Raw genomic sequence first — 20,006 nt, 5'->3', positions numbered from 1 at the left:
ACGCCGAGGGGGCCTTCATGTTCACCGTCACCATCCTCGCCGCGCCCAGCCGCGCGGACCTGCCCGCCTCGCTGGTCGATGAACTCCGCAGCGCCTGGAGCGGCGGCCACCCGCTCTGGCTGGCCCAGGGCATCGCTGCCGAATTCCCCGTCGCCGCCGAGCCGCAGGATTTCTGGCAGGTCTGGGAGCGGTTGCAGGCCGAGGGCTTCGACCTTGCCCTCCAGCCGACCATGGGCCGGCGCAAGGCGGTCCTGCTCGCCGACATGGATTCGACCATGATCCAGCAGGAATGCATCGACGAACTGGCCGATGTCGCCGGCGTGGGCGAGCGCGTGGCCGCCATCACCGCCCGGGCCATGAACGGCGAGCTGAACTTCCACGAGGCCCTGCTCGCCCGCGTCAACCTGTTGGCCGGCCTGCCCGAAACCGCCATCGGCGAGGTGCTGGACAGCCGCATCACGCTGGCCCCCGGCGGCCGGCAGCTGGTCGCCACCATGCGCAGCCAGGGAGCTTATACGGCGCTGGTTTCAGGCGGCTTCACCGTCTTCACCGGCCCGGTCGCCGGCGCGCTCGGCTTCGACGAGCATCGCGCCAATACGCTGCTGGCCCAGGAGGGGGTGCTGACCGGCCATGTCGGCCTGCCGATCCTGGGCCGCGAAGCCAAGGTCGAGGCGCTGCGCGACATCACCGCCAGCCGCGGCCTGTCGCCCGCCGATGCGCTGGCGGTGGGCGACGGCGCAAACGATCTCGACATGCTCCAGCTGGCCGGCATGGGCGTGGCGCTGCATGCCAAGCCGGTGGTCGCGGCCCAGGTCGAGCTGCGAATCAACCACGCCGACCTGACCGCGCTGCTCTATCTGCAAGGCTACGCGGCCGAGGAATTCGCCGCATAGGCTGTCGGCATCCCCGCATCACCCTGCGGCAAAGCGCAGCGTGCACCCCCGGGCGAACTTGCGGCCATGACCGTTCGGTGACAGAAGCAGGGGGATGAATCCGCGTCTCAAAGCCCTCGCCGTGCATCTGCTGACCGCAACCGGAGCGGTGCTGTCCATGCTTGCCCTGCTGGCAGCCGTCCGGGGTGAGTGGTCGCAGATGTTCTTCTGGCTGGTCGTCGCGCTGATCGTGGACGGCGTCGACGGGCCGCTGGCGCGACGCTATCACGTCAAGACCAACTGGCCGACCTATGACGGCATGTTGATGGACCTGATCATCGACTACCTGACCTATGTCTTCATCCCGGCCTATGCGCTGTTCATGTCGGGGCTGCTGCCCGGCTGGACCGGCTGGATCGCCATCATCGCCATCACCTATGGCAGCGTGATCTATTTCGCCGACACCCGCATGAAGACCCGCGACAATTCCTTTGCCGGCTTCCCGGCCTGCTGGAACATGGTGGTGCTGGTGCTGTTCGCGCTCAAGCCGGATTTCTGGCTGACCCTGGCCATCGTGGTGGCGCTGACGATCACCATGTTCACCAATGTGAAGTTCATCCACCCGATGCGCACCGAACGTTGGCGCGCGGTCTCGCTGCCGGTGACGGTGGTCTGGGTCGGCTTCTCGGTCTGGGCGGTGCTGGTCGATTTCCATCCCGAAAGCTTTGCCCGCTGGGGACTGCTGCTCAGCTCGCTCTGGCTGATCTTCGCCGGCCTCGCCCAGCAGCTGACCGAGCGGCGGGCTTGATCGCCGGGCGATTTCCCCGGAATGTGCCTGACTGAGGATCAGCCCAAAGGGGGGACAGGGATGTTCGCGAAACTCATGCAGGCCGCCGCCGCGGCGGTCATGCTGGCCACGCCGGCGCTGGCGGCGCAGGATTCGATCACGCTGGCCATGGTGCTGGAGCCGCCGAACCTGGACCCGACCGGAGGCGCCGCCGCCGCCATCGACGAAGTGGTCTATGCCAATGTCTTCGAGGGTCTGACCCGCGTCGCGCCCGACGGCAGCGTGCAGCCCGGCCTGGCCGAAAGCTGGGACAGCGCCGACGGCCAAGCCTACACCTTCCACCTGCGCCCGAACGTGACCTTCCACGACGGCAGCGCCTTCGACGCGCAGGACGTGATCTTCTCGCTCGACCGCGCCCGCGCGCCCGACAGCACCAATGCCCAGAAGGCCCTGTTCGAGGGCATCGAGACTGTCGAGGCCCTGGACCCGCTGACCGTCCGCGTCACGCTCAAGGCCCCGGACGGCGGCTTCCCCTTCAAGATGGCCTGGGGCGACGCGGTGATGGTGGATGAGGCCAGTATCGCAGAGATCGCCACAAAACCCGTCGGCACCGGCCCGTTCAGGTTCGGCGAATGGCGGCAGGGCGACCATATCCGGCTCGACACCTTCGAGGGCTATTGGGGCGAAAAGCCGACACTGAAGACCGCGACCTTCCGCTTCATCGGCGATCCCAGCGCCGCCTTCGCGGCGCTGATGGCGGGCGACATCGACGCCTTCCCGATCTACCCGGCCCCGGAAACCCTGCCCCAGCTGCAAGCCGATCCGCGCTTCAAGGTGCTGGTCGGCACCACCGAGGGCGAGACGATCCTGGCCATGAACCACAAGCATCCGGCCCTGGCCGAGGTGAAGGTGCGCGCGGCCATCGCCCATGCCATCGACCGCCGGGAAATCATCGACGGCGCCATGTTCGGCCATGGCACGCCCATCGGCACGCATTTCGCGCCGCACCATCCCGATTACGTCGATCTGACCGCGAAATCGCAATACGATCCGGAGCTGTCGAAAAAGCTGCTGGCCGAGGCGGGCGCCGAAAACCTGACCCTGCGCCTCGCCCTGCCGCCGACGCCCTATGCCCGCCGCGGCGGCGAGATCGTCGCGGCCAAACTGCGCGCCGTGGGCATCCAGACGCAGATCACCAACATGGAATGGGCGCAATGGCTGGAGCAGGTGTTCAAGAACGCCGATTACGACCTGACCATCATCAGCCATGTCGAGCCGATGGATATCGGCATCTACGGGCGCGAGAACTACTATTTCAACTATCGCAACCCGGCCTTCAACGAGGTCATGGCCAAGCTCGACGCCACCACCGAGCCGGCGGAACGCTCGGCACTGCTGAAACAGGCGCAGGAAATCCTCGCCGACGACTACGCCAATGCCTTCCTGTTCCAGATGGCGAAAACCGGCGTCGCCAAGGCAGAGATCGAGGGGCTCTGGGAAAACGCCCCCATGCCGGCAAACGACCTGACCCAGGTGCGCTGGAAGGAATAGCCGAGCGGCACCGGTTTCACCGTTTCCCAAATACTCAAGGAACGCCGCCAGCCGCGCGGCGTTTTCAGTTCTTCAGGACCAGGCAACGCCCGCCCAGGCTGCGCAGCCGGTTGCAAAAGGCATGGGCCTCGGTCTTCGAAGAATAGCCGATCTGCGCGGTATAAAGCTTGCGCGGCCCGCCCGAAACCTTGCGATGCACATAGCTCACGCGCTTGCCGCCCAGGATCGGCCGCAATTGCCGGTTCAGCCGGGCGACCTGCTGGCTGACGCCGGACTGGCTGGGATGGGTGGCGACGATCACGCCCCAGGGCCAGGGGTGCTCGGGGGTCTGGAACTCGCGCAGCTTGCGCTTGCCGGCCAGCTCGATGCAGGCCTCGCGGAAGGGCCGCTCCTTGTCCAGCCGCACGTCCAGCCGGGCCGGAGGCGTGTCACGCCAGATCCAGGCCGTCTGGCCGGTGATCGCCTGGACGTAATCCTGCGTCTCCCAGGGCAGGCTGCCGCCCTGCGAGACGAAACGCGCCGCCCGGTTCTCGCCGCCGTTATAGGCGACGGCGGCCAGGCCGACATTGCCGAAGCTCGCGGTCAGCGTCGCCAGATAGCGCGCCGAGGCCTCGATGGCCTTGGCCGGGTTGAAGGGATCGTCCAGCCCGACCATCTGGGCGGTGCCGGGCATGAACTGGGCGATGCCCATGGCGCCGACCGGGCTGATGGCGCCTGGCTCGAACAGGCTTTCCTTCCACAAGAGCCGGGCGAAAAAATGCGGGTCGAGTCCGTTCCTGCCCGCCGCCCGCTCGATGACCGAGCAGACATCGGGCACATAGGTGGCGACCGAGATGCAATACATCCCGTCATCGGTGCAGCGCAGCTTCTCGGACGGGCGCGGCGCCCGCAGCCCCAGCAGCGCATCCACCGCCTCATAGGCGGGGGCAGCGGTTGCGGCCAGCACGGCGACAAGGGTCAGGACCAGACGGCGCATGCAAGACTCGGAAACGGATCGGACGGGTTTCCCATAGCAGCCAGGGCGCGGCTTGAAAACCGCGCCGGCCGTCATTCGGCCTTCTTGCCCTTGCGGGCCCCGCCCTTGCCCGCCCGGCCCTTTTTCAGGGTGGCAGCAGGCGCCGCCCTTGCTGCCTTTCGGGCGGCCTTGGCGGCTTCCTTCTCGGCCGCCTTCGCCGCCTGTTTCGCAGCCTTGCGCTCGGCCTTCTCGGCCTCTTTCACGCGCTTCTTCTCGGCCTTCTCGGCTTCCTTGATGCGCTTGCGCTCGGCCTTGTCCGGCTTGGGCGGAATCGGACGCGGGGGCTTGGCCGCCTCGGCGGGCGGCGCGACCGGTGCGGCGGGGATATCGGCGACAGGCTCGGGGGCGGCGGACTCGAGCGCCTCGCCCTGTTCCTTGCGGCGGCGCTTCTCGGCGGCGGCGCGGCGCATCGCCTGCCCTAGCGCCTTGCGCACCGCCTCGTCCGGCTCGCGCTGCTTCATGGCGCGCAGCTCGCGCTGCAAGCTGCTCAGCGCGTCCTGGTCCAGCAGGCGCAGCGCGGCGGTCTGGGTCTGCTCGACAAGCGCATCCAGATCGCGCGAGCCTGCGGTGGTCTGATCGGCGGGCTTGGCCATGGAACTCTCCCCTTTCAGGCGCTTTCTGCGCGAAATCTGCCACGGCCCGCCGGCGCTGGCCAGAGAAAGAACGCCCCGGCCGTGACCGGGCCGGGGCGCGAAAATGGCAGCGATCCGGGCGCGGCTATTGCGCCGGCTGAGCCTCGGCGGTCTGCACCTCGCCCCCCGCCGGTTCCAGGTAGCCGTTCGGCAATTCGACCAGCGGCCCCTCCAGCGCCAGGCTTTCGGCCCGGGTGCGGACCTTGACGGACGTGCCGCTGGGGATCTCGTTGAACAAGTCCATGATGTCCTGGTTGAACAGCCGGATGCAGCCCGCCGAGGTGGCCTTGCCGATCGAGGACGGGTCCATGGTGCCGTGGATGCGATACATGGTGTCGCGCCCACCCTTGTAGAGATACAGCGCGCGCGAACCCAGCGGGTTGTCCACCCCGCCGCGCAGCCCACCCTTGAGCGGGCCGTAAAGCTCGGGCTGGGTGCGGACCATGTTCGCGGTGGGCGTCCAGCTGGGCCAGGCATGCTTGCGGCCGATCGTCGCCGTGCCCTGGAAATTCTTGCCCGCCTGGCCGACTGCGACACCATAGCGCATCGCCTGGCCGTTCCCCAGCACGTGATACAGGAAACGCGCATAGGGATCGACGACGATGGTGCCCGGCGCCTCGGAACCGTTATAAGGAACCTGCTGGCGGCGGTTGCGCTCGGTCAGATAGGCGGGGCGGACGGCGTGGATCTCGATCGGCTCGCCATTGGGGCCGGTATCGGTCCGCGCGCCATAGACGCCTCGATCGGGCGGCGGCGCAGCCGGGGTCTCGGGGGTGGGCGCGCAGGCGGCAAGGCCAAGGCCCATCGCCAGCAGAAGCGGAGCAAGGCGCATCGGTATTTCCCTTCGTAACGCGCCGCGCCCGGGAGGGACGCGGCCGTGGCAGCGGTGAGGTTGCGTCGGATGACGCGCCCCGCCCGAGCAGAGGGCGGGCAAAAGTTCCAACCCTTTATCAGCCTTGCCGGTTCTGCGGCGTCAAGCCTCGGACCCCGGGGATATGCGCAATCGTTACCGAACTGTTGCCGAAACGCGCGGTTTTCTACGCTTGCCGGGGACAAATGCCGGGTTTCGGAACCCGCGCGGGGCGCAAGGCGTTTGCTTGCCGGACCGGCCTTAAGCCGGAAACCTGCAAGGGAAGGAAGCATTTCATGACCCTGACCGCCCTGCTCATCACCCTCATCATCGGCGCGATCGCCGGCTGGCTGGCCGGAGTGATCGTCAAGGGCCATGGCGAGGGCCTGCTGATGAACATCGTCATCGGCATCCTGGGTGCGGTGATCGCGGGCTGGCTGTTCCCGATGCTCGGCATCGGAATGGGCGCCTCGGCCCCGATCCTCGGCACGATCATCTTCGCCACGCTCGGCGCGGTGATCCTGCTGGTGGTGCTGCAGCTCGTCAAGCGAGCCTGATCCGGCCGAACCGCAAGAAAGGGGGCCTTAAGGGCCCCCTTTTTTCATGCCTGCCGCGATGTCAGGCGCGGGCGGGTTGCAGCGCCGGCCGAACCGCTGCCTTGGCGCCGCGCAGATAGCGGGCATAGCCCAGATCCTCGGCGGCGATATCGGGCTTGCGGCCCGAGATCAGATCGGCGAGCAGCCGCCCCGAACCCGCCGACATGGTCCAGCCCAGCGTCCCGTGCCCGGTGTTCAGGTAAAGGTTCGGGATCGGCGTCGCGCCGACGATGGGCGTGCCGTCCGGCGTCATCGGCCGCAGCCCGGTCCAGAACAGCGCCTGATCCGCATCGCCTGCGCCGCCGAACAGCTCGCCCACCGATTTCGCCAGCGTCTCGCGCCGGCGCGGGTTCAGGCTCAGGTCGTAGCCGGCGATCTCGGCCAGCCCGCCGACGCGGATGCGGTCGCCCAGGCGGGTGATCGCGACCTTGTAGGTCTCGTCCATCACCGTCGAGACCGGCGCACGGCTTTCGTCCTGGATGTCGATGGTCAGCGAATAGCCCTTGAGCGGATAGACCGGCAGCCGCAAGCCCAGATGCCGCACTATCTGCGGCGAATAGGAACCCATGGCCAGCACATAGCGGTCGGCGGTCAGCCGGCCTTGGTCGGTGCGCACGGCGCTGATGCGGCCGCCCTCGGCCTCCAGCGCCTCGATGCTGACGCCCCAGCGGAAGGTCACGCCGGCCGCCGCCGCCATCTCGGCCAAGCGGTTGGTGAACAGGAAGCAATCGCCGGTCTCGTCGCCCGGCAGGCGCAGCCCGCCCACGATCCGCTCGGCCGAACCGGCCAGCCCCGGCTCGGCGGCGACGCAGCCGTCGCGGTCCAGGACTTCGAAGGGCACGCCGTCGGCCTTGAGCACCTCGATATCCTTGCCGGCCGCGTCGAGTTGCTGCTGCTTGCGGAACACCTGCAAGGTGCCCTGCGTGCGCTCGTCATAGCGGATGCCGGTCTCGGCCCGCAGCTCGCCCAGGCAGTCGCGGCTGTATTCGGCCAGCCGCACCATGCGGCTTTTGTTCACGGCATAGGCCGAGGAGGTGCAGTTCGCCAGCATCCGCGCCATCCAGGACACGCGCTGCCAGTCCAGCCTGGGCTGGATGACCAGCGGCGCATGGCGCTGGAACATCCATTTCATCGCCTTCAGCGGCACGCCGGGCGCCGCCCAGGGCGAGGAATAGCCGGGCGAGATCTCGCCGGCATTGGCAAAGCTGGTTTCCAGCGCCGGCCCCTCCTGCCGGTCGATCACCGTCACCTCATGCCCGGCCTTGGCCAGATACCAGGCCGAGGTGACGCCCAGGACGCCGGCACCAAGAACGATGATCTTCATATTCGCGCACCTCCCAAATCCGAGTTGAAGGCAAGGATAGCAGCCCGCGCAGAAATGAAATCCCGATTCCGCCGCAAGATCGTGGTTGGACTACAAGTATATCCGTCATTATCGCATTATGATCGAATATTCTTCGATCATATCTCCGACTTGTGGAAGAAAAGGCGGGTCCGGAAAGAATCGGCCACCCCGATTGCGGCCCAGCGGGGCTCTGCCTAAGGTTGGGCGTATCGCCGCGCGCCCCAGATTTTTCGGATCATGCCAGCCCCTGCCCGCAAGAGCCCCTTTGCCCCGTTTCGCCACCGCGACTTTCGCCTGCTCTGGTCGGCGACGCTGATCTCGAATTTCGGCGGGCTTGTGCAGGCGGTGGGCGCAGCCTGGATGATGACGCAACTGACCGATTCGGCGACGCTGATTGCGCTGGTGCAGGCATCGAACACGCTGCCGATCATGCTGTTCGCGCTGCTGTCGGGCGCGCTGGCCGATATCTTCGACCGCCGCACCCTGCTGCTGGGCGCGCAGGTCTTCATGGCGCTGGTCTCGGTGCTTTTGGCGGTGCTGACCTGGCAGGGCTGGATGACGCCCCTGCTGCTGTTGTCGCTGACCTTCCTGATCGGGGTCGGGCAGGCGATCTACAACCCGCCCTGGCAGGCCAGCATGCAGGATCTGGTGCCGCGCGACGACTTGCCGGCGGCGGTCTCGCTGAACTCGGTCGGCTTCAACCTGATGCGCAGCGTCGGGCCGGCGGCGGGCGGGATCATCACCGCCGCCTTCGGCGCCGCCGCCGCCTTCGCGGTCAACGCCGTGAGCTACATTCCGCTGCTCGGCGCGCTCATGCGCTGGCATCCGGTGACGCCGCCCCGCACCACCACGCCCGAGCCCTTCGTCGCCGCGGTGGGCGCCGGGCTGCGCTATGTGGCGCTGTCGCCGAACCTGGTCCGGGTGCTGACGCGCGGGGGGCTGTTCGGCTTTTCGGCCATCGTCGTCATGGCGCTCTTGCCGCTGGTGGCCAAGCAGAACCCGGCGGGCGGCTCGCTGCTGTTCGGCCTGCTGCTGGGAAGCTTCGGGGTCGGCGCGATCTGCGGCGCGCTGATCAACCCGCTGGTGCGCGAGCGGCTGGACAATGAGAACGTGGTCCGCGTCGCCTTCGCCGCCTTCGGCGCCTCGGCGTTGCTGCTGGCGCTGACCGAAAGCACCTGGCTGCACGCGCTGGCCATGCTGCCCGCAGGCGCAAGCTGGGTGCTGGCGCTGTCGCTGTTCAACGTCACCGTACAGCTTTCGACGCCGCGCTGGGTGGTGGCGCGGGCGCTGGCGCTCTACCAGACCGCGGTCTTTGGCGGCATGGCGGCGGGCAGCTGGGCCTGGGGCTCGGTCACCAACAATTACGACGTGGAGACGGCGCTGATCGCCGCCTCGCTGCCGCTGTTCCTGGGCGCGGTGCTGGGGCACTGGCTGCGCATCCCGGAATTCGGCACGCTGGACCTGGACCCGGTGAACCGCTTTCGCGAGCCCGAGTTGGCGCTGGACCTGCGCGGCCGCTCGGGGCCGATCATGGTGATGGTGGATTACGAGATCGACCAGCTGGACGTGCCGGAATTCCTGCGCCTGATGGCGGCGCGCCGCAATATCCGCCGCCGCGACGGCGCGCGGAACTGGGCGCTGCTGCGCGATCTGGAACATCCGGAGCGATGGACCGAAAGCTATCACATCGCCACCTGGGACGAATACATCCGCCACAACCTGCGCCGCACCAAGGCGGATTTCGAAACCTATCAGGACATCAACAAGCTGCATCGGGGCAAGGAGCCGCCGGTCGTCCACCGCATGATCGAGCGCCACACCGTCAGCCTGGACGACGACGTGCCGCTGATCGGCAAGCTGGAAGTGCCCTGACCGCAAAGGCGGCTTTACCGGCGCGGAAAGCCGCACTAGCGTTTCCCCATGCTGCGCTATGTGATCCGCCGCCTGATCTCGCTTGGCCTGAGCCTGCTCGTGGCCTCGGCGCTGATCTTTTCGGTGGTCGAGCTGGTGCCGGGCGATCCGGCCAGCTTCATGCTGGGCACCGGCGCCCAGCCCGAGACGGTGGCGGCGCTGCGCCAGCAGATGGGCCTGGATCTGCCCTTGCCGCTGCGCTACCTGCATTGGCTGGGCGGCGTGCTGACGGGCGACCTGGGCCACAGCTTCACCTACAAGACGCCGGTGGCCGGGATGATCCTCGACCGGATGCAGGTCTCGCTGCCGCTGGCGCTGATGGCGCTGGCGCTGGCGGCGCTGATCGCCCTGCCCATCGGCATGTTCGCCGCCGCGCGCCGCGGCAGGGCGGGCGACACGGTGGTGATGGGGGCGACGCAGATCGGCATCGCGCTGCCGAACTTCTGGTTCGCCATGCTGCTGGTGCTGGTCTTCGCGGTAAACCTGCGGCTGCTGCCGGCCGGCGGCTTTCCGGGATGGGACCATCCCGGCGCGGCGCTGAAATCGCTGATTCTGCCCGCCGTCGCCCTGGCCCTGCCGCAAGCGGCGATCCTGGCCCGCGTGCTGCGCTCGGCCCTGGTCGAGACCCTGGGACAGGACTACATCCGCACCGCCCGCGCCAAGGGGCTGAGCGCCGGGCAGGCGCTATCGCGCCACGCGCTGCGCAACGCGCTGATCCCGGTGCTGACCATCCTGGGCATGCAGTTCTCGTTCCTGCTGGCCGGAGCGATCATCATCGAGAACGTCTTTTACCTGCCCGGCCTGGGCCGGCTGATCTTTCAGGCCATCACCCAGCGCGACCTGATCGTCGTGCAAAGCGCGGTGCTGGTGCTGGTGGCGGCGGTGATCCTGGTCACCTTCCTCGTGGACCTGTCCTATGCGCTGATCGATCCGAGGCTGCGCAAATGAGGGCCTCGCTGATCCTCGGCGCCCTGCTTTCCGGGCTGGCGCTGGTCGCGGCGCTGGTCTCGTTCATCTGGACGCCGGCCGATGTGACGCAGCTCGCCATCGCACAGAAGCTGCTGCCGCCCTCGGGCCAGCATTGGCTGGGCACCGACCATTTCGGCCGCGACATGCTGTCGATGATCATGGTCGGCGCCCGCACCTCGATCGCGGTGGCGCTGGTCGCGGTGGGCATCGGCATGGGTTTCGGCGTGCCGCTGGGCCTGCTCGCCGCGGCGCGCGGCGGCTGGATCGACGAGATCGTCATGCGCGGCAACGACCTGGTCTTCGCCTTTCCCAGCCTCGTCATCGCCATCCTGATCACCGCGGCGCTGGGGCCATCGGCGCTGAACGCGATCATCGCCATCGGCATCTTCAACATCCCGGTCTTTGCCCGCGTCACCCGCGGGGCCGCGCTGCCGATCTGGACGCTGGACTATATCCGCGCGGCCCAGGTCGCGGGCAAGGGCGCGAGCCGGATCAGCACCCAGCACATCCTGCCGAACATCGCCAACCTCCTGATCGTGCAGGGCACCATCCAGTTCAGCCTGGGCATCCTGGCCGAAGCGGGCCTTTCCTATGTCGGCCTCGGCGCGCAGCCGCCCACGCCCAGCTGGGGCCGGATGCTGGCCGAGGCGCAGACCATGGTGGCGCTGGCCCCGCATGTCGCCATCATCCCCGGCCTCGCCATCGTCGTCACCGTGTTGGGGCTGAACCTGCTGGGCGACGGGCTGCGCGACGCGCTGGATCCCAGACTACGCAGGTCGCCATGATCGAGACCAGCCGTCTTTCGGTCGAGATCGGCCCGCATGAGATCCTGCGCGGCATCGACCTGGCGCTGCCGCCCGGCCGGATCACCGGGCTGGTCGGCGAAAGCGGCTCGGGCAAGTCCATGGCGGCGCTGGCCATCATGGGCCTGCTGCCCGAGGCGGTGCGGGCCGAGGGCCGGGTGGATCTGGACGGCCGGAACCTGCTGGACCTGCCCGAGCGGGCGCTGTGCCGCATCCGCGGCAAGCGCATCGGCATGATCTTTCAGGAGCCGATGACGGCGCTGAATCCGCTGATGAGCATCGGCGACCAGGTGGCCGAGGTGCTGCGCATCCATCAGCGCCTGGACCGCAAGGCGGCGCTGGAACGTGCCCGCGACCGGCTGGACCGCGTCGGCCTCGCCGCGCCGCGCTTTCCGCTGACGCTGTATCCGCACGAACTGTCCGGCGGCCAGCGCCAGCGCGTCGCCATCGCGCTGGCCATCGCCGAACGTCCCGAGCTGCTGATCGCGGACGAGCCGACGACCGCGCTGGACGTGACCACGCAGGCCAGGATCCTCGACCTGCTGCGCGGGTTGGTCAGGGACGAGGGGATGGCGCTGCTGCTCATCACCCACGATCTTGCGGTGGTGGCCGGCATCGCCGACCGCGTGGCGGTCATGCAGAACGGCCAGATCGTCGAGGAAGGCCCGACCGACACGGTGTTCCGCCAACAGAGCCACCCCTATACCCGCGCGCTGTTCGCCGCCTCGACCCATCAGCCGCGGCTGGTGCTGCCCTCGGACAAATCCCGGCCGTTGTTGCAGGTCGAGGCGGCGATGCGCGAATATCCCCTGCCCCGCCGCGGCCTGACCGCGCCACGCGGCAGCCTGCGGGCGGTGGACGGGGTCAGCTTTTGCATCGATGCCGGGGAATCGGTGGGGCTGGTCGGCGAATCCGGCTGCGGGAAATCGACGCTGACGCGGGCGATCCTGGGGCTCGACCGGCTGCAAGGCGGTCGCATCCTGCTGGACGGGCAGGAAGTCCGCGCCGGCCGCGCCATGCCGGCCGATTTGCGCGCCAAGATGCAGGTGGTGTTCCAGGACCCGTTCGGCAGCTTCGATCCGCGCTGGCGGGTCGAGCGGCTGGTGGCCGAGCCCTTTCACCTGACCGGCCTGCCCCGGGACTGGCGCGAACAGGTGGCCGAGGCGTTGTACGAGGTCGGCATCACCGGCGACGCCATGCGCCGGCACATCCACGAATTTTCCGGCGGCCAGCGCCAGCGCATCGCCATCGCCCGGGCGCTGATCATCAAGCCCCAGCTGATCGTGCTGGACGAGGCGGTCAGCGCGCTGGACGTGCGGGTGCGGGCGCAGGTGCTGGACCTGCTGGCGCGGCTGCGGGGTAGCCACGGCCTGTCCTATCTGTTCATCAGCCACGACCTGTCGGTGGTGCGCCGGATCACCGACCGGGTGATGATCATGGAAAAGGGCCGCATCGTCGAGACCGGCCCGACCCACAGGGTGATGGAGACGCCGCAGCACCCCTATACGCAAAGCCTGCTGGCCGCGACGCCGCGCATTCCGGCGGAATGGCAGCTTCACGAACAGGTCAGCGGGGTTGCACTTTCGCCCTTCGCCCCATAGGTGCTGCGGGCTGGTTCGAAAGCGGATCGAAAGATGGCACGCGAAGATCACCGCAAGCGCCCGGTCAACCCGGGGGCAGCAATACCCGGCAGCCGGAGCCTCTCCGGCGGCCCGTTGCCGGCCATGCCCGAATCGCCGATTCCCGACTGGGCACCGCGCCACCGGACGCCCGATCCGCTGGCCCGAAGTGCCAGGCGCCCCGAAACCTGCGACGCCGAGGGCTGAAGCCCATAAGGACAGTCAAAGCCGCGCCCGGCAGCGCGGCATGCAGAGCATTGATTAAAAAGGAATTTCTGTGGCCCGCCCAAAGCGTTTGGCCCAACGACAACAGGCCCCGCGCAGCCGCAGGGCCTGTTGCTCCTCCCCTGTCATGGCGGCCAGCCTCCCCGCGTAGCCGCCCAGGTATCCTTGCAGGTCAGGCCCCGATCAATTCTGCCTGACGCACGATCACTTGTGCCTGACGGATGGACGCTATGTCAACCAGTCTACCTTTGTATACGGTCGCGCCGGCGCCGGTCCGCTTGGCTTCCTCCATCGCCGCCAGGATCTCGCGCGCCTCGGTCACGGCCTTTTCGCTGGGCGAAAAGATCTCGTTGGCCAGCGCCACCTGCTTGGGATGAATCGCCCATTTGCCGACCATGCCCAGCGTGGCCGAGCGGCGGGCCTGCGCCCGGAAGCCCTCGTCGTCGCTGAAATCGCCGAAGGGGCCGTCGACCGGCAGCACGCCATGGGTGCGGCAGGCGGCGACGATGGCGGTCTGCGCCCAGTGCCAGGGGTCGGACCAGTATTTCGCACCCTCGTGCAGCATGTAGTAGTTTTCCTGGGTGCCGCCGATGCCGGTGGTGGCCATGCCCATGCTGGCGGCGAAATCTGCCGCGCCCAGGCTCATCGCCTGCAAGCGGGGGCTCGCGGCGGCGATCTCCTCGACATGGGTGATGCCGGCGGCGGATTCGATGATCACCTCCAGGCCGATGCGCTTTTGCCGGCCCTTGGCGGCCTCGACGGCCGTCACCAGCGCGTCCACGGCATAGATGTCGGCGGCGTTGCCGACCTTGGGGATCATGATCAGGTCCAGCCGCTCGCCGGCCTGTTCCAGCAGGTCCACCACGTCGCGATACCAATAGGGCGTGTCCAGCCCGTTGATGCGCACCGACAGGGTCTTGGTTCCCCAGTCGATATCGCCGATGGCCTGGATCACGTTGCGGCGCGCCTGTTCCTTGTCGTCGGGCGCCACCGAATCCTCCAGATCCAGGTTGATGACATCGGCGGCCGAGCCGGCCATCTTTTCGAACAGCGACTCGCGCGAGCCGGGGCCGAAAAGCTGGCAGCGGTTCAGACGGGCGGGCGCGGCAGGTTGCGTGCGGAAGGACATGGCTTGCCTTTCGGGTAAGGATGTTTCAAACGGCGCTGCGAAACTGATAGATAGTTGCTGCGCCTGCATCAAGCCGATTCTGCACATGCAAAAGCCCGCGCATCTTGACGCTCTGCCGCTTTCGGCGCAGGACCGCGCCACAAGCCCCTGGGACAGGAGAATGACATGACCCGCACCGTCTATCTGAATGGCGACTACCTGCCGGAAGCCGAAGCCAAGGTGTCGATCTTCGACCGCGGCTTCGTGATGGGCGACGGCGTTTATGAGGTGACCAGCGTGCTGGACGGCAAGCTGCTGGACTTCGCCGGCCATATGGCGCGGCTGACCCGCTCGCTGGCCGAGCTGGGCATGGGCAACCCGCTGAGCGACGAGGAATGGCTCGCCGCGCATCGCCAGCTGGTGGCGCTGAACGACGTGACCGAGGGCATGGTCTATCTGCAAGTCACGCGCGGCAATCCCGGCGACCGCGATTTCGCCTATCCGCCCGAGGACACGCCCCAGACCGTGGTCATGTTCACCCAGTCCAAGCCGGGCCTTGCCGACAATCCGCAGGCGAAAACCGGCATCCGGGTGATCTCGATCCCCGACCTGCGCTGGCACCGGCGCGACATCAAGACCGTGCAGCTGCTCTATCCCTCGATGGCCAAGATGGAGGCCAAGGCCAGGGGCGCCGACGATGCCTGGCTGGTCGAGGACGGTTTCGTGACCGAGGGCACCTCGAACAACACCTATATCGTCAAGGACGGCAAGATCGTCACCCGCCAGCTGTCGAACGACATCCTGCACGGCATCACCCGCGCCTCGCTCCTGCGCTATGCCGCCGAGGCACAGATGCAGATCGAGGAGCGCCCCTTCACCATCGAAGAGGCGCAGGCGGCGGACGAGGCCTTCTTCACCTCGGCCTCGGCCTTCGTGCTGCCGGTGGTCGAGATCGACGGCGTGAAGCTGGGCCAGGGCAAGCCCGGCCCGGTGGCGGCCCGCCTGCGCGAGCTCTATCTGGAGGAATCGCGCAAGTCCGCGGTGTGAATCCAGACCGCCACCAATGCCAAGGCGCGCAGGGTAACCCGCGCGCCTTTTTCATTGCCCGGGCGCGGGAATCAGGCCGTCGCGCTCTCGCGCACCAGGCTGATCGCGCGCACGTCGCGGGCCAGCGTGTCGCGCAGGATGGCGATATCCTCGCCATCCAGAACCACGCGCACATCATCGCCGTCCTGCACCAGCACATAGTCCTCGGCGCCGGCATAGTCTTCGGCCAGGGTAATGGTGATGTTGTCGGCGCCCCCATAGGCGATGTCGGCCGCGCCGCCCGCGTCGCTGCGCAGCACGATCAGGTCTGCCCCCTCGCCGCCCTCGACGATATCGCCCGCCCCGGCATGGATCGTATCGTCGCCGACACCGCCCAGCAGCGTGTCCGGCCGCTCGGGGTCCGAGGCATCGGGCGACAGGATCAGGTCGTCGCCATCCTCGCCGTCGATATGGACGGCACCGCCGTGGTCCTCGATCCGGTCGTCGCCCGTCCCGCCGGTAATCGAGTGATGGCCCAGATTGGTGATGATCGTGTCATTGCCCGAGCCGCCATCGATGGTGTCGTCGCCCTCGTCGGCGCCCAGGTCATAGGCGCCGTAAAGGTCGTCATCCGCACCCAGATAGATCTCGTCATCGCCCGGATCGGCGCTGACCGTATCGTTGCCGCGGCCGGTATAGATCAGGTCGTTGCCCGCCCCGCCATCCACCAGGTCATCGCCGTCCCAGGTGCGGATGCCGTCGTCGCCGGCGCCGCCATGGACCGTATCGTCGCCGCCCTTTGCCAGGATGCTGTCATCCTCGTCGGTGCCCGTGATCTCATTGGGCTCATCGTCGCCCTCGATAAGATTGCCGCTATCGAGCCGGGGATCGATGGGATCGCCTTCCGGCGCATGGTCGTCGTCGTTGCTCGACACGACCGAGCCGATTCCGACAAGACCCAACAGGCCGAGCATCAGGAATATGGTCTGGTTCATCGCGAAATCTCCGAAGCGGTCGGCGGCAGGATAGACCGGCCGCGCCACGACCCGCAACCGCCCGCAAACCGGGTCGTTCTTCCGTGGGCAAATATCCCGCAGGGGGAGTCCGCCGCGCCCCGCGGCGGACGGGGGACGCGAAGTCCCCCGCGCCCGCGCCGCTCAATGCCCCAGGATCTGGCTGAGGAACAGCTTGGTGCGTTCGGAGCGGGGGTTGTTGAAGAACTCCTTCGGCGTGTTCTGCTCGACGATCTGGCCCTGGTCCATGAAGATCACCCGATGCGCCACCGCCTGGGCAAAGCCCATCTCATGGGTCACGCAGAGCATGGTCATGCCGTCCTCGGCCAGCTCGATCATGGTGTCCAGAACCTCCTTGATCATCTCGGGGTCCAGCGCCGAGGTCGGCTCGTCGAACAGCATGATCCGCGGCCGCATGCACAGCGCCCGGGCGATGGCGACGCGCTGCTGCTGGCCGCCCGACAGCTGGCCGGGATATTTATGCGCCTGCTCGGGGATCTTGACCTTGGTCAGGAAATGCATGGCCGTCTCCTCGGCCTCGCGCCTGGGGATCTTGCGCACCCAGATCGGCGCCAGCGTGCAGTTCTCCAGGATGGTCAGATGCGGGAACAGGTTGAAATGCTGGAACACCATCCCGACCTCGGAGCGCACCTTGTCGATGTTCTTCAGGTCGTTGGTCAGCTCGGTGCCGTCCACGATGATCTTGCCGGACTGGTGCTCTTCCAGCCGGTTGATGCAGCGGATCAGCGTGGACTTGCCCGAGCCCGAGGGCCCGGCGATGACGATGCGCTCGCCCCGGCTGACCACCAGGTCGATGTCGCGCAGCACATGGAAGGTGCCGTACCATTTGTTGAGCTTGACGATCTCGATCGCGGTCTCGTCGCTCAGGGCGGGGGCGGTTCCGGTAGTCATGCAGGTCTCCTCAGCGGTGGTCGCGCTTCAGCCGGCGTTCCAGATACATGGAATAGCGCGACATGCCGAAGCAGAGGATGAAGAAGATCGCGCCGACGAAGATATAGGGCTCCCAATAGGCGCCTTTCCATTCGAAGCTTGCGCGGATGGTGTCGGCCATGGCCTTCAGCGGGTCGAACAGCCCGACGAAGACGACCAGCGTGGTGTCCTTGAACATGCCGATGAAGGTCGAGACGATGCCGGGGATCGAGATCTTCAGCGCCTGCGGCAGCACGATCAGCCGCTGCGCCTTCCAATAGTCCAGCCCCAGCGCGTCGGCGGCCTCGTACTGGCCCTTGGGCAGGGCGGCCAGGCCGCCGCGGATCACCTCGGCCATATAGGCGGCGGCGAACAGCGTCACCATGATGATGACCCGCAGGATGATGTCGAAATTCGTCCCCGGCGGCAGGAAGTAGTTGAGCAGCAGCGAGGCCACGAACAACAGCGTGATCAGCGGCACGCCGCGGATGAACTCGATGAACATCACCGCCAGCAGCTTGATGACCGGCAGGTCGGAGCGCCGCGCCAGCGCCAGGATCACCCCCAGCGGCAGCGAGAGCGCGATGCCGGCGACGCCGATGGTGATCGACAGCACGAAGCCGCCGAACTGGTCCGAGGAGACCGGCCGCAGCCGCAGCGGCAGCACGCCCGCCAGCGCCGAGGCCAGCGGACCGGCCAGCAGCAGCCACCAGACCGCTGTCGCCACCACCGCCAGCGCGAAGGCCAGCAACCCGAAGCGCGCCGCCAGCAGCCGCCAGACCGCGAAGCCCAGGCCGAAGCCCGCCAGCACCATGGCCTCGCTCCAGAGCGAGCCCCCCCAGAGCAGCCAGACCGCAACGAAGGGATAGACCAGGCTCGCCAGCAGCGACCATTGCGGGCGCGTCTCGATCAGCGCCGCCCAAAGCAGCATCAGCACCGCCATGGCCAGCAGCGCGCCCGCGCCGGCGCCCAGCATCTGGGCAATGACGAAGGTCAGCGCCACCGACAGGCCCAGCACCACGCGCCGCGCCTTGGCGCTTTCGGAAAACAGCACCGGCGCCAGCGCCAGGAACAGCAGGCCGAAGGCCAGCACCGGGCGCCAGTAAAGCGCCTGCGGATAGAAGCCGAACAGGAACTGGTTCCAGCGGTGCTTGATGATGGCGAAACAGGCGCCCGAGGCGCCCTGCCCCCAGGTCTCGGCAATGATCTGCCGGCATTCGGCCATGCTGCCGGCGTTCCAGACGGAATGCGACAGCCAAGGGCCGACGGTGCTGACGATCAACCAGACGATGCCCAGCCCGACAAAGGTCAGCGCGATGTTCAGCGGCCCCGAAAACAGGTTCTCGCGCAGCCATTTGATCGCGCCGGATTCGGCCAGCGGCGGCGGCTCGGGCGGCAGCATGGTCTCGCGGACATAGGCGACGGTTTCGGAATGCGTCTCGCTCATCTCACCGCTCCTTCAGCTTGACGCGGCTGTTGAAGATGTTCATGCCGGCCGAGATGATCAGGCTGAGCGCCAGGTAGATGCCCATCATCAGCACCATCGCCTCCATCTCGCGCCCGGTCTGGTTCAGCGTGGTGCCGCCCAGCGTGCCGCGCAGGTCCATGTAGCCGACGGCGATGGCCAGCGAGCTGTTCTTGGTCAGGTTCAGGTATTGCGAGATCAGCGGCGGCACGATCACCCGAAGCGCCTGCGGCAGAACCACCAGCGACATGGTACGGCGCGGCCGCAGGCCAAGCGCAAAGGCCGCCTCGGTCTGGCCCCTGCTGACCGCCAGGATGCCGGCGCGCACGATCTCGGCGATGAAGGCGCCGGTATAGAGCGTCAGCGCCAGCCACAGCACCACGAAGGCGTTGTCGAGATTGATGCCATCGGCGAAGTTGAAGCCGCGCAGCACCGGCGGAATCAGGTGCAGGCCGAAATACCAGGTCAGGAACAGCACCGGCACGGCGAACATCGCCAGGCTGATCCACCAGGTCCGCGGCCGCTTGCCGGTCTGGTCCTGCACTCGCTGCGCCCGGCGCCGCAGCAGGCGCCAGCCGATCCAGGCCGCGGCGATGACCACGACATAGGCGATCAGCGCCCAGCTGATCCCCTCGCGTCCCAGCGAGATGGTGCCGGGCGGGTTGGTCATGCCGATCGAGGGGATGGCGGTATAGCGGTTGGTCGGCGCGATCATGTCGAACAGGATCATCTCCGCGGCCGGGTTCTCGCCCCGATAGGCGTTGGGCGGCGGCATGACCTCGGTAAAGATCGCAAGGCAGACCAGAATCCACAGAAGCAGGGGAATGTTGCGGAAGACCTCGACATAGATCGTCATCAGCCGCGCGATCAGCCAGTTCGAGGACAGCCGCAGCACGCCCACGATCACCCCCAGGATCGTCGCCGCGATACAGCCCAGGATCGAGACCAGCAGCGTGTTCAGCAGCCCGATCACGGTGGCGCGCAGATGGGTGTCGTCGGAATTGTATGGGATCAGCTGCTGGGGAATGTCGTATCCCGCGCGGCGGAAAAGGAAATCGAAGCTGAGCGTCTTGCCCATGGCGGACAGGTTGCGCAGCGTGTTGTCGATCAGCCAGCTCGCCGCCAGCATCACCAGGATGAAGACGATGGCTTGCAGGGTCAGCGAGCGGTAGCGCCGATCATAGATCAGCATCGACAACCGGAACGGCGGATTGTCCGCCCCCGTATAGGTGACCATGTATAAACCCCCTGTGTCCGGCTTGGGTGTCGGGCCTTTGGCCTCTGGCTTG

Annotated in this window: 18 protein-coding genes; 9 read left to right on the top strand and 9 right to left on the bottom strand. The window is 67.4% G+C overall.

Going from position 1 to position 20,006, the window contains the following annotated elements; translation table 11 throughout:
- Positions 1-17 precede the first annotated feature (17 nt).
- The 3 genes from serB to AQY21_RS09295 all read left to right on the top strand — a co-directional run bounded on the left by serB (position 18) and on the right by AQY21_RS09295 (position 3,210).
- Entirely contained in the window at positions 18-893 is an 876-nt protein-coding gene (gene serB / locus AQY21_RS09305) for a phosphoserine phosphatase SerB (RefSeq protein ID WP_058097437.1), read from the top strand.
- Positions 894-987: 94 nt separating this feature from the next.
- Positions 988-1,680, top strand: coding sequence for a phosphatidylcholine/phosphatidylserine synthase (locus AQY21_RS09300; protein WP_058097395.1), 693 nt, complete (start codon positions 988-990; stop codon positions 1,678-1,680).
- 60 nt (positions 1,681-1,740) lie between these two features.
- The gene (locus AQY21_RS09295; protein WP_058097394.1) at positions 1,741-3,210 is read left to right on the top strand and encodes an ABC transporter substrate-binding protein; all 1,470 of its coding nucleotides are present in this window, start codon (positions 1,741-1,743) and stop codon (positions 3,208-3,210) included.
- Between the two features lie 64 nt (positions 3,211-3,274).
- Here the strand turns inward: AQY21_RS09295 and AQY21_RS09290 are convergent, their stop codons facing one another.
- The 3 genes from AQY21_RS09290 to AQY21_RS09280 all read right to left on the bottom strand — a co-directional run bounded on the left by AQY21_RS09290 (position 3,275) and on the right by AQY21_RS09280 (position 5,689).
- Positions 3,275-4,186, bottom strand: a complete 912-nt coding sequence (locus tag AQY21_RS09290) for a lytic transglycosylase domain-containing protein (protein ID WP_058097436.1) — start codon at positions 4,184-4,186, stop codon at positions 3,275-3,277.
- Between the two features lie 71 nt (positions 4,187-4,257).
- A complete protein-coding gene (locus tag AQY21_RS09285; protein WP_058097393.1) occupies positions 4,258-4,818 on the bottom strand; it encodes a hypothetical protein in 561 nt (186 codons plus the stop codon).
- 124 nt (positions 4,819-4,942) lie between these two features.
- Positions 4,943-5,689, bottom strand: coding sequence for a L,D-transpeptidase (locus tag AQY21_RS09280; RefSeq protein WP_058097392.1), 747 nt, complete (start codon positions 5,687-5,689; stop codon positions 4,943-4,945).
- A gap of 314 nt (positions 5,690-6,003) precedes the next feature.
- On the opposite strand from AQY21_RS09280, the gene AQY21_RS09275 reads away from it, so the two are divergent.
- A complete protein-coding gene (locus AQY21_RS09275; RefSeq protein WP_058097391.1) occupies positions 6,004-6,264 on the top strand; it encodes a GlsB/YeaQ/YmgE family stress response membrane protein in 261 nt (86 codons plus the stop codon).
- Positions 6,265-6,325: 61 nt separating this feature from the next.
- On the opposite strand, the gene AQY21_RS09270 is transcribed toward AQY21_RS09275, so the two are convergent.
- Positions 6,326-7,627 (bottom strand): D-amino acid dehydrogenase, encoded by a 1,302-nt coding sequence (locus AQY21_RS09270; RefSeq protein WP_058097390.1) that lies wholly within the window; start codon positions 7,625-7,627, stop codon positions 6,326-6,328.
- Between the two features lie 258 nt (positions 7,628-7,885).
- Between AQY21_RS09270 and AQY21_RS09265 the strand changes: the two genes are divergently transcribed.
- Genes AQY21_RS09265 through AQY21_RS09250 form a run of 4 tightly spaced genes read left to right on the top strand, consistent with a single transcriptional unit; the run spans position 7,886 to position 12,932 of the window.
- Entirely contained in the window at positions 7,886-9,520 is a 1,635-nt protein-coding gene (locus AQY21_RS09265) for an MFS transporter (protein WP_058097389.1), read from the top strand.
- Between the two features lie 48 nt (positions 9,521-9,568).
- A complete protein-coding gene (locus AQY21_RS09260) occupies positions 9,569-10,507 on the top strand; it encodes an ABC transporter permease (protein ID WP_058097388.1) in 939 nt (312 codons plus the stop codon).
- Positions 10,504-11,313: an ABC transporter permease gene (locus AQY21_RS09255; RefSeq protein ID WP_058097387.1), complete on the top strand. Its 810-nt coding sequence runs from the start codon at positions 10,504-10,506 to the stop codon at positions 11,311-11,313. The genes AQY21_RS09260 and AQY21_RS09255 overlap by 4 nt, the downstream gene beginning before the upstream one ends.
- Entirely contained in the window at positions 11,310-12,932 is a 1,623-nt protein-coding gene (locus AQY21_RS09250; protein WP_058097386.1) for an ABC transporter ATP-binding protein, read from the top strand. The genes AQY21_RS09255 and AQY21_RS09250 overlap by 4 nt, the downstream gene beginning before the upstream one ends.
- Before the next feature lie 415 nt (positions 12,933-13,347).
- Here AQY21_RS09250 and AQY21_RS09245 read toward each other — a convergent pair whose 3' ends face one another.
- Positions 13,348-14,304, bottom strand: a complete 957-nt coding sequence (locus tag AQY21_RS09245; RefSeq protein WP_058097385.1) for an L-malyl-CoA/beta-methylmalyl-CoA lyase — start codon at positions 14,302-14,304, stop codon at positions 13,348-13,350.
- A gap of 165 nt (positions 14,305-14,469) precedes the next feature.
- Here AQY21_RS09245 and AQY21_RS09240 point away from each other — a divergent pair, with 165 nt between their 5' ends.
- Positions 14,470-15,330 carry a D-amino-acid transaminase gene (locus AQY21_RS09240; RefSeq protein WP_058097384.1) on the top strand — a complete coding sequence of 287 codons (861 nt, stop codon included), beginning with the start codon at positions 14,470-14,472 and terminating at the stop codon, positions 15,328-15,330.
- A gap of 71 nt (positions 15,331-15,401) precedes the next feature.
- Here the strand turns inward: AQY21_RS09240 and AQY21_RS09235 are convergent, their stop codons facing one another.
- From AQY21_RS09235 to AQY21_RS09220, 4 genes are all read right to left on the bottom strand, one after another.
- Positions 15,402-16,304: a calcium-binding protein gene (locus tag AQY21_RS09235; RefSeq protein WP_058097435.1), complete on the bottom strand. Its 903-nt coding sequence runs from the start codon at positions 16,302-16,304 to the stop codon at positions 15,402-15,404.
- Between the two features lie 162 nt (positions 16,305-16,466).
- The gene (locus AQY21_RS09230) at positions 16,467-17,234 is read right to left on the bottom strand and encodes an amino acid ABC transporter ATP-binding protein (protein ID WP_058097383.1); all 768 of its coding nucleotides are present in this window, start codon (positions 17,232-17,234) and stop codon (positions 16,467-16,469) included.
- Between the two features lie 10 nt (positions 17,235-17,244).
- Positions 17,245-18,699: an amino acid ABC transporter permease gene (locus AQY21_RS09225; RefSeq protein ID WP_058097382.1), complete on the bottom strand. Its 1,455-nt coding sequence runs from the start codon at positions 18,697-18,699 to the stop codon at positions 17,245-17,247.
- 1 nt (position 18,700) lies between these two features.
- A complete protein-coding gene (locus AQY21_RS09220) occupies positions 18,701-19,954 on the bottom strand; it encodes an amino acid ABC transporter permease (protein WP_058097381.1) in 1,254 nt (417 codons plus the stop codon).
- Positions 19,955-20,006 lie beyond the last annotated feature (52 nt).

This window comes from Paracoccus sp. MKU1 (assembly GCF_001447385.1).
GTDB lineage: Bacteria > Pseudomonadota > Alphaproteobacteria > Rhodobacterales > Rhodobacteraceae > Paracoccus.
The sequence above is the reverse complement of the archived record's forward strand: the minus strand, read 5'-3'. Positions and strand labels throughout refer to the sequence as shown.

What these genes read in the sequence shown, in the direction of transcription:
- serB (WP_058097437.1), top strand. Translation starts at nt 18, where the DNA reads ATGTTCACCGTCACCATCCTCGCCGCGCCCAGCCGCGCGGACCTGCCC.
- AQY21_RS09300 (WP_058097395.1), top strand. Translation starts at nt 988, where the DNA reads ATGAATCCGCGTCTCAAAGCCCTCGCCGTGCATCTGCTGACCGCAACC.
- AQY21_RS09295 (WP_058097394.1), top strand. Translation starts at nt 1,741, where the DNA reads ATGTTCGCGAAACTCATGCAGGCCGCCGCCGCGGCGGTCATGCTGGCC.
- AQY21_RS09290 (WP_058097436.1), bottom strand. Translation starts at nt 4,186, where the DNA reads ATGCGCCGTCTGGTCCTGACCCTTGTCGCCGTGCTGGCCGCAACCGCT.
- AQY21_RS09285 (WP_058097393.1), bottom strand. Translation starts at nt 4,818, where the DNA reads ATGGCCAAGCCCGCCGATCAGACCACCGCAGGCTCGCGCGATCTGGAT.
- AQY21_RS09280 (WP_058097392.1), bottom strand. Translation starts at nt 5,689, where the DNA reads ATGCGCCTTGCTCCGCTTCTGCTGGCGATGGGCCTTGGCCTTGCCGCC.
- AQY21_RS09275 (WP_058097391.1), top strand. Translation starts at nt 6,004, where the DNA reads ATGACCCTGACCGCCCTGCTCATCACCCTCATCATCGGCGCGATCGCC.
- AQY21_RS09270 (WP_058097390.1), bottom strand. Translation starts at nt 7,627, where the DNA reads ATGAAGATCATCGTTCTTGGTGCCGGCGTCCTGGGCGTCACCTCGGCC.
- AQY21_RS09265 (WP_058097389.1), top strand. Translation starts at nt 7,886, where the DNA reads ATGCCAGCCCCTGCCCGCAAGAGCCCCTTTGCCCCGTTTCGCCACCGC.
- AQY21_RS09260 (WP_058097388.1), top strand. Translation starts at nt 9,569, where the DNA reads ATGCTGCGCTATGTGATCCGCCGCCTGATCTCGCTTGGCCTGAGCCTG.
- AQY21_RS09255 (WP_058097387.1), top strand. Translation starts at nt 10,504, where the DNA reads ATGAGGGCCTCGCTGATCCTCGGCGCCCTGCTTTCCGGGCTGGCGCTG.
- AQY21_RS09250 (WP_058097386.1), top strand. Translation starts at nt 11,310, where the DNA reads ATGATCGAGACCAGCCGTCTTTCGGTCGAGATCGGCCCGCATGAGATC.
- AQY21_RS09245 (WP_058097385.1), bottom strand. Translation starts at nt 14,304, where the DNA reads ATGTCCTTCCGCACGCAACCTGCCGCGCCCGCCCGTCTGAACCGCTGC.
- AQY21_RS09240 (WP_058097384.1), top strand. Translation starts at nt 14,470, where the DNA reads ATGACCCGCACCGTCTATCTGAATGGCGACTACCTGCCGGAAGCCGAA.
- AQY21_RS09235 (WP_058097435.1), bottom strand. Translation starts at nt 16,304, where the DNA reads ATGAACCAGACCATATTCCTGATGCTCGGCCTGTTGGGTCTTGTCGGA.
- AQY21_RS09230 (WP_058097383.1), bottom strand. Translation starts at nt 17,234, where the DNA reads ATGACTACCGGAACCGCCCCCGCCCTGAGCGACGAGACCGCGATCGAG.
- AQY21_RS09225 (WP_058097382.1), bottom strand. Translation starts at nt 18,699, where the DNA reads ATGAGCGAGACGCATTCCGAAACCGTCGCCTATGTCCGCGAGACCATG.
- AQY21_RS09220 (WP_058097381.1), bottom strand. Translation starts at nt 19,954, where the DNA reads ATGGTCACCTATACGGGGGCGGACAATCCGCCGTTCCGGTTGTCGATG.